This is a genomic window from Actinopolymorpha sp. B9G3 (assembly GCF_040120725.1).
Taxonomy (GTDB): Bacteria; Actinomycetota; Actinomycetes; order Propionibacteriales; family Actinopolymorphaceae; genus Thermasporomyces.
Genome location: NZ_JBEEAB010000029.1, coordinates 60,376 through 75,366, shown reverse-complemented (window position 1 = coordinate 75,366; position 14,991 = coordinate 60,376). Strand labels below are relative to the sequence as shown.

General features: G+C 65.4%; 10 protein-coding genes. 3 read left to right on the top strand and 7 right to left on the bottom strand.

Annotated features, from left to right (window positions below; genetic code table 11):
• Positions 1 to 481 precede the first annotated feature (481 nt).
• Positions 482 to 1,909: a ricin-type beta-trefoil lectin domain protein gene (locus ABNF93_RS31180; RefSeq protein WP_349331834.1), complete on the bottom strand. Its 1,428-nt coding sequence runs from the start codon at positions 1,907 to 1,909 to the stop codon at positions 482 to 484.
• Between the two features lie 78 nt (positions 1,910 to 1,987).
• Positions 1,988 to 3,214 (bottom strand): ROK family transcriptional regulator, encoded by a 1,227-nt coding sequence (locus tag ABNF93_RS31175; RefSeq protein WP_349331833.1) that lies wholly within the window; start codon positions 3,212 to 3,214, stop codon positions 1,988 to 1,990.
• A gap of 352 nt (positions 3,215 to 3,566) precedes the next feature.
• On the opposite strand from ABNF93_RS31175, the gene ABNF93_RS31170 reads away from it, so the two are divergent.
• Positions 3,567 to 5,573, top strand: a complete 2,007-nt coding sequence (locus tag ABNF93_RS31170) for a glycoside hydrolase family 43 protein (protein WP_349331832.1) — start codon at positions 3,567 to 3,569, stop codon at positions 5,571 to 5,573.
• Between the two features lie 37 nt (positions 5,574 to 5,610).
• Complete coding sequence (locus ABNF93_RS31165; protein ID WP_349331831.1) at positions 5,611 to 6,378, top strand: Stf0 family sulfotransferase; 768 nt, start codon at positions 5,611 to 5,613, stop codon at positions 6,376 to 6,378.
• Between the two features lie 453 nt (positions 6,379 to 6,831).
• Here the strand turns inward: ABNF93_RS31165 and ABNF93_RS31160 are convergent, their stop codons facing one another.
• Positions 6,832 to 7,845, bottom strand: coding sequence for a thiamine pyrophosphate-dependent enzyme (locus tag ABNF93_RS31160; protein WP_349331830.1), 1,014 nt, complete (start codon positions 7,843 to 7,845; stop codon positions 6,832 to 6,834).
• Positions 7,846 to 8,177: 332 nt separating this feature from the next.
• Between ABNF93_RS31160 and ABNF93_RS31155 the strand changes: the two genes are divergently transcribed.
• Positions 8,178 to 8,432 carry a hypothetical protein gene (locus tag ABNF93_RS31155; protein ID WP_349331829.1) on the top strand — a complete coding sequence of 85 codons (255 nt, stop codon included), beginning with the start codon at positions 8,178 to 8,180 and terminating at the stop codon, positions 8,430 to 8,432.
• Between the two features lie 281 nt (positions 8,433 to 8,713).
• On the opposite strand, the gene ABNF93_RS31150 is transcribed toward ABNF93_RS31155, so the two are convergent.
• The 4 genes from ABNF93_RS31150 to ABNF93_RS31135 all read right to left on the bottom strand — a co-directional run bounded on the left by ABNF93_RS31150 (position 8,714) and on the right by ABNF93_RS31135 (position 14,985).
• Positions 8,714 to 10,618, bottom strand: a complete 1,905-nt coding sequence (locus ABNF93_RS31150; RefSeq protein WP_349331828.1) for a galactose-binding domain-containing protein — start codon at positions 10,616 to 10,618, stop codon at positions 8,714 to 8,716.
• A 164-nt stretch (positions 10,619 to 10,782) separates the two neighbouring features.
• Positions 10,783 to 13,152 (bottom strand): chondroitinase-B domain-containing protein, encoded by a 2,370-nt coding sequence (locus ABNF93_RS31145; protein ID WP_349331827.1) that lies wholly within the window; start codon positions 13,150 to 13,152, stop codon positions 10,783 to 10,785.
• A 694-nt stretch (positions 13,153 to 13,846) separates the two neighbouring features.
• Entirely contained in the window at positions 13,847 to 14,203 is a 357-nt protein-coding gene (locus tag ABNF93_RS31140) for a PAS domain S-box protein (protein WP_349331826.1), read from the bottom strand.
• Between the two features lie 65 nt (positions 14,204 to 14,268).
• On the bottom strand, positions 14,269 to 14,985 hold the full coding sequence (locus ABNF93_RS31135; RefSeq protein ID WP_349331825.1) for a DJ-1/PfpI family protein: 717 nt from the start codon (positions 14,983 to 14,985) through the stop codon (positions 14,269 to 14,271).
• Positions 14,986 to 14,991 lie beyond the last annotated feature (6 nt).

Here is a 14,991-nt window from a genome sequence, read left to right as displayed (position 1 = left end):
TGACGCCCATCCCCACAAGGAAGAACCGGCTCGATCACAGACCACAAACCATCGTCGATCACACCTGAACGGATCATGAAACCAATACTGGCCGACCACACACCACATCTTTAGGAGACACGACCTAGTCGAAGGTTCGCTGCGCTGTGCCTCCCGTGAGGACGCGCACATCCACGGTCGGACATGACACCCGGCGTAACACCATCATGTGAGGGAGAAAGTGATCGACCCCTACTTCCGCTGTTATGCGTCCGAGATAGCAAAGCAGCGCGCTGAGACGATCATCCAGGCGCAGCGCGCACGGCGACTGGCGTCCCAACTGCGGGCCCGGCAAGACCACCCACCCCGAACGGGCCGGAGCAGGGTCAGCCGATGGTCGCGCGTGCTTGCCGACTGGGTTGGGCGGCGTCCCTTGTTCCGCAACCCAACGAGACCGAAGACGTGACCCGACCGGACAGACATTTCGCGGAGCCTCCGGCAGTTATGAGCGGGTCCACTGCTGGTTGGATTCCCCGTTGCAGTACCAGACGTCGATCCGTGTCCCGTTGCCCGTTCCGGCACCGGCGGCGTCCAGGCAGAGGTCGGGATAGCCGATGCTTGTGATCGACAGGTCGTCGTGGAGTTCCCAGGCCTGGTTGGGCGCACCCGTGCAGTCGGTGATGATGACCGGGCTGCCCGCGCTGGATCCGTCGCCGCCGATCGTCATGCACTTGCTGCCGTAGATCGTCAACTGCTTGTCGGCGGTCCAGTTCCAGGACTGATTGCCACCGCCGTTGCAGTCCCACAGATTCAGGGCCGTGCCGTTCGTCGTCGACCAGCCCGGTACGTCGACGCAGCGGCCGCTGGCCACACCTCGCAGCGGCTCACCTGGAGGCGACGGCGGCAGATCGTTCAACGGCTCCTCCTTGAGCAGGCCCCAACCCCACTGCAGTTGCGCCAGGCCGCTCACGCTGTTGACCTCCAGGTCACCCTCGCCGACCAGCGTGGTCATCGAGTACGAGTCGCCGTCGCGCAGGCCCGGCCAGTAGACGATGCCCATGCCCTGTCCGCGCGCCGTCTCGGTGAGTGCGCCGAGGTACGACGTGGAGACATTGCCCTCGTGATTGCCGTAGTTCAGGCCGATCGTCATCGGCGAGCCGGCTTCGTCGATGATCGTGCGCCAGCCGTAGTCACCGATGCGAGGCAGCAGGTTCGCCAGCCACTCCTCCTCGGTCGTGTGGTCGGCCCAGAACCCGTAGAAGTGCAGCGAGAGCAGGGTGCCCTCCAGCTCGGGCGCCGCGCCCACACCGGTCACGTTGTCGTTGTATCCGGTGCCCGAGATGACGATCCGGCCCCGTGGCACTTCGCTGTGCAGCGCGAGCCACGATGAGGTGAGGGACACCCACTCGTCGAGCGAGTAGCCGAATGGCTCGTTCATCGGCTCGAGGTACACCCGCGGGTTCTTGCCGTACGTGTCGACGACCGTGTCCCACATGGCGCGGAAGGCCTCTGGGTCGTCGACCCGGCCGTCCCTGGCGTTGTTCGCCTCCCAGTAGCTCAGGATCACCTTGAAGCCGTTGTCGATCGAGGCGTCGATGGCGCCCTGGTACGACTCCCACCAGTCGGTCCCGACACTTGACGGGTTGATCGGCAGCCGGATCGTGTTGGCCCTCAGCTCGTGGCGGAACTCCCGCACGATGCCCGAGGCCTTGTGGTACGTGGAGGCGTAATCGTCTCCGACACTCAGGCCGGACGGAACAACCTCGTCGGCGGCGAAGTTGTCCCGCGGGTCCGCCCAGTTGACGCCGCGAAACTCAGCCGTGCCGGCGGGTCCGGTGGACGGCGACGCCGCTGCGGAAACTGCCGAGGCTGCCGCCACGGCCATCATCGAGAGCGTTGCGAAGGTGAGGCGCCAAAGAGTCGTTCTCACAAGATCTCCGATCCTCCAGCGCGACGCCTTGGACGCCGCATGATCTGGATTGGCTGCGTTGTCACAGGGATATGGCCTTCATCCGTTCAGGGTGTGTCGGGCCAGCGCACCTTGGCCGGGGTGCGCTCGACCTCGAGACCAGGGGAGCCGATGTGGTGCCGCAAGCATGGCTTCGAGTGCGAAGGTGGCGGCGCCGAGACTGACGGGGTTGCTGGCGAGGGGTGACAGCTCGATCTCGACGGCACGTAGGGGGCGTTGCAGCGTATGCCGGGTCAGGACGTCGCGGATCTCATCCAGGAGTGGGCTACCTAGCCTTGCCGCGACCCAGCCGCTCAGGACCACCACGCCGGGGTTCAGGAGATTGATCAGGCAGGCGACGGCCGCGCCGAGGTAACGTGCGGTCTCCCTCACCGTCTTTACGGCGACCTGATCGCCGATCTTCAGCGCGTACGCGAGCGAGTCGATGGTCGCGGTCTGGTCGTGCGGGTGCAGAAGTGGGCTGCGCGGATCGAGCTCACGTAGATGTTGCATGATTCCGGGCGCCCCGACATAGGTCTCGACGCATCCGTTTGCACCGCAGTGACAAGGGCGCCCGCCGAGGACGAGTGTGGTGTGACCCCACTCGCCGGCGCTGTTGGTTTCGCCGCGGTAGAGCGATCCGTCCACCGCGATACCGGCCCCGACACCGGTGCCCAGCGTCACCACGACAACGTTGTCGCGGCTCTTGCCGGCGCCGAACCACAGCTCGGCAGCCGTGCTCGCCTTGAGCGGGTTGTCGAGATGCAGGGGCAGGTCCAGGTGCTGGGAGAGAAGTGTCTGCAGAGGTACGTCGTGCCAGTCCCAGTTCGGTGCGAAGACCGACACTCCGCTCTCGCGCTGGACCTGGCCAGGCACGCTCACGCCCACGCCGAGGACGGTCTCGGCCGCGACGCCGGAGAGTACCGAGCGCACGCCCGACACGACATGTCTGACGATCTGGCCAGGGTCTGTTTCGCTTGGCCGCACCTCCTCCTCTTCGGTGGCGATCACGTCAAGTCCCAGGTTGAACAGCTCGGTGTGGACGTAGGTCTCCGCAATGTCCACGCCGACAAGCCGAGCGTCCGCACGGTTGACCGTGACCAGGCCGCGTGGACGGCCGCCGCCAGAGTCTGCGAAGCCTGTCTCCGCGACGACACCGAAGTTGAGCAGTTCCCCGATCAGCGTCGACACCGTCGCGAGGCTCAACCCGGTGTTGGCAGCGATCTCCTGTCGCGAGATCGGCCTGCCCGCGATCACTTCGCGGAGCACACCGAATCGGTTCGCCAACCTGATGTCCCGGGTTGTCCGTCGCCTGATCACTGTGTCTCTCCGGCGTCATGGTCGTGGTTTGCGTGAGACTTCGTTGGACACCTGGCGAAAGTCTGGTGACCGGCCTGTCAATCGACAACGATGTGTCCGACACCGGCTGGCTGTGTGTCCTGACCGATGACGGTCGCCAGGCTTGATCGCGGCGTCCCTCACGGCAAGCCTTTGTTCACCTGTTAGCGGAAGCGTCACCCGAAGTCCGTCGTGGCCGCCGCGGCTCGCCGCGGGAGCGTACATCGCCTCGTGTACCAGCTCGCCCAGGGGATGCATGTCGTGCCGCGTGAGCTTGTTCATCCACTCGAAGGAGGGGGCCATGGCCCTCGGTACGCGACCGCACCACCACTACCGAACCCGTGGTGCGCTTCGGGCGGCCGTCCTTCTAGGAGTGGTCACTCTGCTACCTCCGACAGCAGTTGCGGCATCGGCCATGACGAGCGACCCGGTGGCTGACCGCCAGGCAGGCACTCCCTCTACCTCCTTCCGCCCCGGGGCGGAGTGGCGTGACACCGATGGCAAGGTCATCCAGGCTCACGGCGGACAGGTCCTCCAGGCCGTGGACGATGACGGGAAGCGCATCTGGTACTGGTACGGCGAGGACCGTAGCAACGGTTACTTCGACAGCCCGGGCATCCACCTGTACTCCTCCCACGACCTCTACAACTGGAAGGACAACGGCCTGGCCCTGCGCACCTTGAGCTCCCAGGACCAGTTCACGAACGACAAGTACTTCGCGCATCTCTACAAGGACTACACCGCCGAGCAACGCGAGATCGTGTGGCGCGACCTGTCCACCAATCTGGAACGAACCGATGGGTGGGCCAGGCCCTCGATCCTCGAGCGGCCGAAGGTGATCTACAACAAGGCCACGGGGAAGTGGGTCATGTGGGTCCACTCCGACGGGCCGTCGTCGCCCACCAGCACTTCGACGTATGCCCGCGCTGAGGCCGGGGTCGCCATCGCGAACTCCCCGAAGGGTCCCTTCCGGTGGCTCGGGTCGTACCGGCTGAACCACGTTCCCAGCGACTCGGTGCCATGGTGCGGCAGCAGTCCCGCCTTCGATCCCGCCGGTGGGATGGCACGCGACATGACGCTGTTCGTCGACGACGACGGCATCGGTTACATCATCTACTCGTCCGAGGAGAACCGGACGATGTACATCTCCAAGCTCAATGCGGCATACACCTACCTGTCGGCACCACCGGAGACTGCGGTGCAGGGCAAGGACTTTGTGCGTACTCTCGCGTGCAACCAGCGTGAGGCGCCGGCGATGTTCAAGTCAGAGGGCAGGTACTACCTGGTGACGTCGGGAGCTACGGGTTGGGATCCGAACCCTGCGCGCTACGCGACGGCGACCGAGATTCTCGGCACCTGGACCGACCGCGGCAACCCTATCTCCGGGCCAGGTGCCGGTGACACCTACCGATCGCAGAGCACCAACGTGATTCCGTACGACCGGCAGCAGAACAAGTTCATCTTCATGGGCGACCGCTGGACCCCGAGCACGCTGGCAACGTCCCCGTACGTGTGGATGCCGATGAGCTTCGGTGAGAACGGAACTCTGACCATCGGCCCGGACGCCGAGTGGCAACTGGATGACCTCCAGCCGTACCAGCACTGGACGGTGACCACGCCCATGCCGGACCACGTCTGGCTCCGCGACACCAGCACGCTGCCGACGCAAGTCCAGGTCAGTCAGGCCGGCGTCACGACGACCCACCCCGTCTCGTGGGATCCGTCCACGGTGGCGCAGCCGGGCCCGACCAAGCTGCGGGGCACCCTTGACGACGGCCGCACCTTCACCAGGGACGTTGTCGTCGTACCCCACGGCCTGCGGTACGTCGTGAATGCCGGCGGAGCCGCAACGGCTGACTGGCAGCTCCTCGCCGATGCCGGCTCGTCCGAAGCAGGTCTCCTCAACTCCACGCCGGAGCAGCCTGTCGGTGCCGATCCTGGTACCGGCACAACGTGGGGCTACACCGGTTCGAGCGGGACATACGGCGGCGCTGCAGGCGACCTCTACAACACCCTCAGGTGGGCCAAGGACAAAGAGCCACTCACGTACACCTTCACGGGGTTGGATCGCGGAACCTACACCGTCCACGCCGGATACTGGGATCCATGGCCATGGGCCAACCGCGCCGCACAGGTCAGCATCAACGGCACCGTCGTCGACGAGGAGCGGCTCTTCACGAGCGACTACACCACGGGAGAGTACGCGAACATCTCAGTCGGCGACGATGGCGAGATCGTCGTGGACATCGCCCCCACCAGGGCACCGGACATCCAGGTCAGCTGGTTGATGGTGACCCGCACCGATTGATGACGAGACGGGATCGTCCTGCGGAAATTCGGTTGGGGTGCGGCTCGGCGTCTGGTTAGCGTTGACCGCTGTGACCCATCCAGGCTTCGATTCGTACCTGATCTGCGCGACGCCACGCACTGGAAGTACCCTGCTGTGCGGACTGCTGAAGTCGTCCGGAGTCGCCGGCCGCCCCGCCTCCTACTTCAACCGTCGCGGTCTGCATGACTACGCCGACGACTGGCGGATCGATCGACCTCGTGACGGACGGATCGACGAAGCGTACGTTCGAGCGGCGCTCGCCGCCGGCAGGACATCCAACGGCGTCTTCGGCGGAAGGATCATGGCCGAGACGCTGCCGGAACTGATCGGTGACCTTGCCGCCGCCGATTCTGGATCAGCGGTGACCGATGTGGAGTTGTTGAGCGCCCAGTTCGGTCGGCTCAGATTCGTTCACCTGCGACGACGTGATGTCGTGGCCCAGGCGGTGTCGTGGGCGAAGGCGCTGCAAACCCACTATTGGCATCCGGACGAGGACGTCAAACCCGGAGGTCAACATCCTCACTATGACGAAGAACTGATTGGCCGGCTGGTCGCCGCAATCGAGAAGTTCGAGGCGGACTGGGCCCTCTGGTTCGACGCCCACGGCATCGTGCCGCATCAGGTTGTCTATGAGGAGTTGGCGGCGGACCCGCTACGCGCTGCACACAAAGTGCTCGACTATCTCGGCCTCCGCCTTCCGCCGGACCAGCAACTGGTGATCGGGCACCGTCGACAGGCCGATCATGTCAACGCCGACTGGACTGCGAAATTCAGGGTTCACTGAACCGTCACACCCAAGCCAGGAGCCTCGGATCGACGTCTGGCAAGGTCATCCCGGTGCCTGTTCGGCTACGGCCCGCAACAGGCTGGCATGGTTGATGCCGTTCGCGGCTGCACCCGAGAGCACCGCTCCGTCGTCCAGATCGGTACGCGGCAAGGTTCACCTACGTGAAGTCCCTTGAATGGCTGGAGGTGCCGGTTGCCCTTGTTCAATGACTTCTCGACCTGGGAGCCGCTGCAGTAGGCCGAGATGGGTCGTGTCTCGCCGAGGTCGGCGTCGCTGGCTGTCGGTGGTGCCGTCCCAGAGGATGAGGTAGCTGCCAGAGGGAACGGAGTCCATCACCGTGGACACGATCCGGCGCATGTCGTCATAGGTGCGGGCGTGGCCGAGCACACCCATGAACATTGCCGTAACCCAGGGACGAACTGCGGCTCGCGGCGGTGATGCAGTCCGGGCTCAGGAGGCCGCCTTCTGTGCACACAGTGGACAGCCGTTGGGACCTTCGCGGTGGCTGCTGACGACTTGGCGCAGGGAGTCGCTGATCAGGTAGGTCGCCTCCGCGCGGATTTGCGCCATGAGTTCGTCGTTGACGAGCCCACGCCCGCGCATTGCCCGCTCATAACTGGTGAGAGGGTCCTCGACCTCCTCCTGGCTGGACGCGCTGCCGGATGGTCCGGCCCACATCGTTTGCACCTCGACGAGCGTAGGGCCCTTGCCAGACCTCGCCCGGCGAACGGCACGACCGGCGGCCGTGCACGCGGCCTCTACCGCGACGCTGGGCACCCGGACGGTCGGGATGCCGTAGCCGGCCGCGTCCCCGCCGATCGGATCACCGCCAGGCTCCGGTGCTGCGACCAGGCGGTCTGTGCACAGGACGAAGACGACCGGCAGTTTCCACAGACCGGCAAGCTGGATGGCCGACCGGAATCCGTCTTCGGTCGCGATGGTCTGGCCGAGGATCGCGACCGCCACGCGGTCCGATCCCCGGTGCTGGTAGGCGAGCGCCCGGCCCAGAGCAGGAAGATACCCGGCGCCTTCCGCGCCCGTACCAGACATCCGGAGGCCGGGAACCGTCTGCCGCTCCCCATTGTCGGAATCGTCCGGCTGCTGATGGCCGTGGGTGGCCCCGATCGCCTCGTTCACCACACAGCGCAGGTCGATCCCGCGGGCGATCGCAAGGTAATGCGGCTGCCGCGGCGAAGTGACGGAATCGTCCAGTCTCAGGTGTACGCCGAACCCGGCCGCCATCGGCTCGCACCCGAGCAGGCTGACACGCATGCCGCCGCGGCGAGGCGGTTCACCCGCTGGGGACGGACGCCCGCTCCCTCCTGCGAGGCGTGGTTTGCCCGCTTGCGATGCGCCCACCGCCTCGGCCTCCCGCCGGATCCCTTCATAGAACGTCCTGAGCAGGACCATCATTCGCAGCAGATCGACCCGCGTGGCGTCATCGAGCGCCGGGTCCTCACGCATGTCATCTCCTTTGTCCCTCTGTAGAGAAATGATCAACGCCACGGTTCGGTTGCGCAACGGGGACAATCCGTACAGCTGGGTTCGGCCAAGTCTTCGCCAGCAACGCGGCCGCAGCGGCGCGCGGCGCGAGACCGACCCGGCCCGAGGCCCTGCGCAGGGGAGAGGGGCCCGTCCATCCTGGCGCGCCGCGGGAAGGTACCTGGTCGACGTCGATGAGACCGACCATGTGGGCCGATTACGATCATCGAGTGGCAGGCCACCCGAGAGTACTCGGCATGTCCGACGACATGAGCCGGCGGGATCTACGCCAGGGGGGTGGAAGGGGTCATTGAATGAGCGACAACGAGTTGGAGTTCACGGTCAAGTTTGCCGAGGTTAAGGACGCGACCCGGCAGTGCGGTGCTGCGGCCTACCGGCTATCGCGGCTGTGGCAGATCATCGGCGATACGTATCTCGACGGCGAATCGCTCCGCCCCGGCATCGACGACAAGGCTGCACAAGCTCGATCGGACTACGAAGAGGCGGTCGTTGAGCTGGAGGCCAGGCGAGCAGAGCTGGAGGCGTTGCTGCTGCGAGCGGCGGGTTGAAAGCCGCCACGAGACTGGGCTGCCACGATGACGATGCTGTAACGCTCGGTATGAATGTGTCGCCTTCACCGGAACCGAGCCGAAGCGACGTGCTGTCGGCGTGGGGTGCGCACCAGGCGGTGTGTAGAGGCCCCAGCCTCTACACACCGCCTAACCACAGCGCGACGGCTGGCTGATCTCGCGAGGAACACCGAGCCCGCCGTGTGGCGGCGGAACGCACTCCGTGATCAGACCGGCGAGTGAGGACGACAACGATCACCCAGCTGTCCCGTGAGATTGGGTCATGAGGACGGCGCGAAGACCTGGACCTCGGCGAGAGACAGGGCGTTGTTGCCGGTGAGCTGTACGCGGACGTAGCGGCCGGTACGGTTCAGGTCCACCAACCGTGTCGGCGAACCCGCCTGTGTGGTTTGGTGGCTACTCCAGACGGCTGGCTGATTCAGCACGTCGGTAAGCGAGCCGGAGGTGAACGGCTCGTCGGACACCAGGACGTGGTAGTCCGACAGCCGCTCGCTGCAGCAGTCCGTGCGGTTCCAGATCGCGATCTCGCCGATCTCATGTACCGCGCCAAGGTCGACCTGCCACCACGGCTGGTCCTCGAACGTGGTGTGCGTGACCGAGCCGCCGGACCAGTTTCCGTTGGTGTCGGCGTCGACCGCACGCTCCGGCACACCGCCGAAGCCGATGCTGGACTGGGTGGCGGGCTTCGCTGTCGCGAGGTTTGGTTTGGTCACCACGAGCAGGGCCAGGCGGTCGCGCTCATGGGTCTCGCGGCCGTGGTTGGGATCAGCTGCCCGGTAGGACGCGTGCACCGGCATGGTGAGACGTCCGTCGGGAGCGTCACTCGGCGCAGTGACCGTCCACGTCGTCGTGGCGGTCTCACCCACCTCCAGCCTCTCCTGGCGGATGGGATCACCTTCGACGGTCCAACCCTCGGGTAGTTCGGCCGCGACCAACACGTCTGATACGGCGACGGTGCTGTTGTCGTCGACAGTGAACGTGGCGGTGACCTCGACACTGCCGCCTGGCTCGACGACCTGGTTGGACGTCGGGTCGAGCAGGAGCGTCGTCTCCGGCGGTGCCGGTCCTAGGTCCGGCGCCCAGCGCTGTCCGATCGGATTGCCGGCGTGGGTCAGCGTCTCCCAGGCCAGGAAGTAGTTGGCGTGCGTCGGCCGGATGCCGCTCGTCTCCAACCATTCGCCGGTCTTGGGGAGGTCCATGCCGTGCAAGCCGTGGTAGTAGTTGTAGGCGACCTCGAGTGTCGGACCCATACTGCGCTGCTTGGTTCCGCCACACAGCCAGTCCGGCACCGGCTCACCCAGCTCATAGCCGGCGTGGAACTCCAGCGCCTTGGTGACCCGCTCCCGTACCTCTCCGTACAGGTCGATGCCCTGATGCCGAGCGGTCTCGGCGACGTGGGCGGTGGCGGCGAAGCCCCAGCCCACGTAGCCGAAGTTCCTGCAGGTCTCCTGCGACACGCCGTCGACGAATGTCTCCTGGCCGTGCCAGTAGCCGATCATCGATTCTGGCGTGTCCTTGTTGCCATCCGGCGGTGGCACGGGTAGCGCTCCGTCAGACTCGAGATAGAAGTACGCCGGAACCCGACGCTTCCAGATGTCGACCGCGGTGTTGAAGGACTCCCTGTCATCGAGGAACACCGAGATCCCCACCGCGGCGTCCAACATGATGAGCTCCCAGTTGCCGTTGTGGTTCGGCCGCCGGTCGACCAACACCTGCGGCAGGTGCTCATCGCGTAGCATCGCAGCAAAGCGTTCCACCCGATCCGCCGGCCAGCCGCCGTAGGTGTGCTTCATCAGCTCACCGGCTCGCGCAAACGACGCACCCGACCAGCCCGCCTGCAAGGGCGCGTTGGAGTTGGTGTGGTCTTTGAGCGTCCCGGACCAGGCGTCGAGGATCTCGATCGCCTTCTGCGCGTGGGCTTCCTCGCCCGTGAGGTTCCACAGCAGCGCCTGCGTATAGGCCGCGAGGGCATCCTCTCGTTCATCGGTACACCCGTTGTTGGGCTGGGAGTTCGACCCGCACTCGACGATCTCCCGTGGATTGGCCTCACGGTCGAGAGAGGCCAGATCACTCGCAGCCATCTCGTCGAACGCACTAGCCCAGGGCTCGGCGCCCTCGGCGACCTTCTCGCGTACGAACTCCAGTTGGGCAGCGGTGACGAGCACACCCGGGTGACGGAACCCAGCTGCACTCTGCGCCGGCGCAGCTGAGATGAGCAGTCCCGCACACAGCGCTAGGGCGGCGCACACCGCAACCGCCGGACGTCTCCAGAATCTTTGCGTCATTGCAATCCTCTCAATATTCCGATTGGTGCTGGTGCCAAGCACCATCACCGGCGTCCGGTCGGATTCTCTGCGTGGGTGAGGGTTTCCCAGCCGAGGAAGTGGCTCGGCCCGGTCGGTCGCAGATCCCTTTCGATCAGGTCACCGGTCAGCGGCAGGTTGACCGCGGCCCGGTTCTTGTAGTGGTTGTAGGCAACTTCGAGCGTTGGCCCGAGACCAACGTCCGCGGTCCCGGAGCAGAGCCAGTCGGGGATCTCGGCGCCCAGGTCGTAGGCCGCGTGGAACTCCATCGCCTTCGTCAACCGCTCCTTGACACCGCCATAGAGGCCGAGGCCCTGGATCCGCGCGGTTTCGGCCACGTGGGCGGTGGCGGCGATGCCCCAACCGACGTAGTGGAATCGCCGACAGGTCTCCTGTGACAGGCCGTCGACGAATGTGTCCTGCCCCTGCCAGTACGCGATCAGCTCTTCCGGCGTGTCTTTGGTGCCATCCGGTGGAGGCACCGGCAGCGGACCGTCGGACTCCAGATAGAAGTACGCCGGAACCCGACGCTTCCAGATGTCGACCGCGGTGTTGAAGGACTCCCGATCGTCGAGGAACACCGAGATCCCCACCGCGGCGTCCAACATGATGAGCTCCCAGTTGCCGTTGTAGTTCGGCCGCCGGTCGACCAACACCTGCGGCAGGTGCACATCGCGAAGCATGCCGGCAAAGCGTTCCACCCGATCCGCCGGCCAGCCGCCGTAGGTGTGCTTCATCAGCTCACCAGCCCGTGCGAACGACGCACCCGACCAGCCCGCCTGCAACGGCGCGTTGTGCTCGGTGTGCCCTTCGAGAGCCGCTGACCAGGCATCGAGGATCTCGATCGCCTTCTCCGCATGCCGGGCGTCACGGGTGATGTACCACAACAGCCCATGGGTATACGCGGCAAGCGCGTCCTCACGCTCGTCCACGCAACCCAGATTGGGAGTGGAGTACGGCCCGCATTCGACAAGCGCCCGTGGGCGCGGCTCCCACGCCAACGAGGCGAACTTGCTCGCCCGCATCTGCTCGTAGGCCGTCGCCCACGGCTCGGCACCCTCGTCGACCTTGGAACGCACGAAGTTCAGCTGATCCCTGCTCACGAGCACACCTGGATGGACGAAAGGCTTCGCCCGCGCCCGCGGACCCACGTCGCTTGTCGAGAGCGGCGCCGGTGCGGCTACGCCGGCGGCCGGTTCAGCCGCTCCGGCCTCGCTGCTCGTCGCTTCCGTCGCTACCGCATCCTCACTGTCCGCTGCTTCTGTCGCTGGCACCGAGCCGGTCTGGTCGATCACCCGGAACCACTCCGGCGGCGCTGAGATCCCGGCGGTGGCAGTACCGCGCAGCTGGAGGATGTTGTCTTTGTAGATTGGATTGATCGGTTCGATCCGCATGTCCATCCCCATGCCGGCGTAAGCCCTCACGAGGTTCTGGCGGAAGGTCATGTCAACCGGCGGCAGCGGCCGGTGGTCGCCGATCTGTACGCCGTTCGTACGTCCGATGAAGGTGTTTCGGTAGATGTTCGGCCGGAAGACCTGGGCGTTGCTGAATCCCTCGCCGCGCGGCGTGCCGTTGCCGACAATTAGCGGGGCGCCTTCGGTATCGACATAGTTGGCGTAGATTTCGTGGTCCTCTTCGTAGAACCTGATTCCGCCGGAGCCTTCCTTGCCGTCACCGAGAATCGTGTTGTGGTGAACGACATTTCGGTTGCCTGCCCGCAACACGATCATGCCTTTGGAGGACCGGACCGTGTTGTGGCGGATGACATTGCTCGACGACTTCACCGAGATCACCTCGGCGTCACCATCGCAGCCGTCGAAGAGGTTGTGCTCGACGATGCTGTAGGTGTCGGTGTAGTCCGCCCACGCGCCGCCGCCACCGAGCACGATGCACTCACCACCTTGTGGCCCAGGCTCCACTCCGTGGAAGTAGTTGTGGTCGATCCGGGTGTGCTTCGCGAGGTTCGGGTTGGTGCCATGCACCATGATGAAGCGCCCCTCCTGCCCTCGCGGCCCGAAGTCGGAGTGGTCGATCCGGTTGTGCTCGTTGTAGTCGCCGGTCAGATGGACGACCTCAGAACCGCCCGGTCGCTCCGGAAAGGTCCAGTTGGTGATCCGGCAGCGCCGACAGTCGACGATCCGAACGTTGCCTGTGCTCGTCCACGTCATTCCGTCGAGAACGACGTGCTCCGACCCGCGGAGTTCCAGCGTTCCGGAGGTGAAGACTGCCTTGCCTCGGCTGCTGGCCACGATGCGTACCGGCGAACCCGGTGTGCCGGTAGCCGTGATCGTCGAGGCCACATACGTGCCGTCCTCCAGCACAATGCAGTCGCCGGACTGTGCGTCATCGACCGCTGCCTGAAGGCCCGTGGTGTCTGTGACATCTACGGTACGCACGCAGCCGTCTTTCGCTGCGGCGGTTTCCGGTGCGGCCGCGGGACCTGTTGCTCCGGCAGTTCCCACCCCCGTCAAGGTTGCCGCGAGAGCACTCAATGCCAACAGTGCAGAGCGGAGTTTGATCCTCAGCATCGTCGAGTCCCCTAGTCGATGAAGTACTGCCCGCCTGGACAATGGGCGGTTGGTGACCCGGCGTGTGTCCTTCATTCGTTCGTGTCCCTTCCGCGTGGACCGCGTGCATCGCCCGGTCGTCAGCCCGGCTGGAGAGCGCTTACCTCCCTTGGTCGACGGTCCCGCTCGAAGCTGCGGGGTTGTCGACGGCCGACTCACCTCACGGCTGGATCGCTCTGCGTCCCCATGGCCGACTACGTGCGCGAACTGCGCGTTCGATGTTCGGAAGATCACACAGTCGTTAAGGATGCGGACTCGGTCAAGCGTGGCGGGCAACTATGGCCATCTTGTCTCGGTATTTGGCCGACAGTGTTCGATATCGCAAGATGCCGGCGGCGATCGCGGTGCAGTCGCTTGCCACCCGACCCCGGACGTGAGACCCCATGGCAGCGGAGGAGCGCCGGTCGCAGATCCTTGACCTGGTTCGTGCCGCACTGCTGATGGTCCTGATGCCTGGCTGCAGAAGCAAAGCCCGACTTGGACGTACTCACCAAGGAGGTCAGGCGGGACGGCAACAGGCTTGTCAGAGGGCTTCGATCGAGGCCGAGGGACCTTCGTCCGGGCTGAAGGCGGAGAACGCTCCAGCAACTCGGCCGCGGCTGTCATGAATAACGTGCAGGTGAACCTCGACTCGGATCGTCTGGCCGTCCTTGTGGAGCGCCGGTACATTGAACGATCCGTGGTCGACGACACCGTCCGCCAGATCCATCGCGGCGTGATAACCGATCCAGTGACGCTCTCGATAGTCCGGCGGAACGATGAGGTCCAAGGTGGCTCCGAGAGCCTCTGACTCGCTGAACCCGAACAGTTCGACCATTCCAGAGCTCCAGTACCGGATCACTCCAGAGGGATTTGCAAAAACCACTGCATGGCTTGCCATGAAGGACCCCTTTCGCGAGGAGTAGGCGGAAGATCTGTAGATCGCAGGTCTCCCGGCGAGCGGGTTCACCTCTCAACTGCTTGTCCATCGCTCGCGACCTCCTCCGCAGAGACCCGGCCGACACTCCCGACCGGGCGCCGACGCTGTGGTGATTGCCAAAGGGAGACCATGCTCTGGAGCCGGTTCATGACGGCCTGCGGCGCATTGGTGGGGGATCCGGCGTCGAAGGGCGGCTGTGGGTCGTACTCAAGGCTCAGCTGGATGGACTGTGCGACCTCGGGCCCGCTCAGTCTGGCGGCGACCTCCAGCGCCAGGTCGATGCCGGCGGAGACGCCGGCGCCGGTGACGATCCGGTCCTGGAACACCACTCGCTGCTCGATGGGCTCGGCGCCGTACTCGCGCAACGCGTCATAGGCCACCCAGTGCGTCGTGGCCCGTCGTCCTCGCAACAGGCCGGCCGCCGCGAGGAGCAGCGCTCCAGTGCAGACCGACGCGGTGTAGATGGTGTGTTCGTGCGCCGAGCGAATCCAGTCGAGGATCGGATCGTCGTGGGTCATCTGACGGGTGACGTTGCCGCCGGGAACGAGCAGGACATCGGGTTCCGGCACGTCGTCGAAGGTGTGCTCGACGTCGATGTGCACCCGGCCGCCGGCGTCGGAGACTCGGCCCTTCCGCGCGGCGCAGACGACGACCTCGGCGTCGGGCACCCCCGCGAACACCTGGTACGGGCCGATAGCGTCGAGGATGGTGGCCTTCGGGAACAGCGCAATGGCGACTTGCATGTTCTC

What these genes read in the sequence shown, in the direction of transcription:
- ABNF93_RS31170 (WP_349331832.1), top strand. Translation starts at nt 3,567, where the DNA reads ATGGCCCTCGGTACGCGACCGCACCACCACTACCGAACCCGTGGTGCG.
- ABNF93_RS31160 (WP_349331830.1), bottom strand. Translation starts at nt 7,845, where the DNA reads ATGCGTGAGGACCCGGCGCTCGATGACGCCACGCGGGTCGATCTGCTG.
- ABNF93_RS31155 (WP_349331829.1), top strand. Translation starts at nt 8,178, where the DNA reads ATGAGCGACAACGAGTTGGAGTTCACGGTCAAGTTTGCCGAGGTTAAG.
- ABNF93_RS31140 (WP_349331826.1), bottom strand. Translation starts at nt 14,203, where the DNA reads ATGGCAAGCCATGCAGTGGTTTTTGCAAATCCCTCTGGAGTGATCCGG.
- ABNF93_RS31135 (WP_349331825.1), bottom strand. Translation starts at nt 14,985, where the DNA reads ATGCAAGTCGCCATTGCGCTGTTCCCGAAGGCCACCATCCTCGACGCT.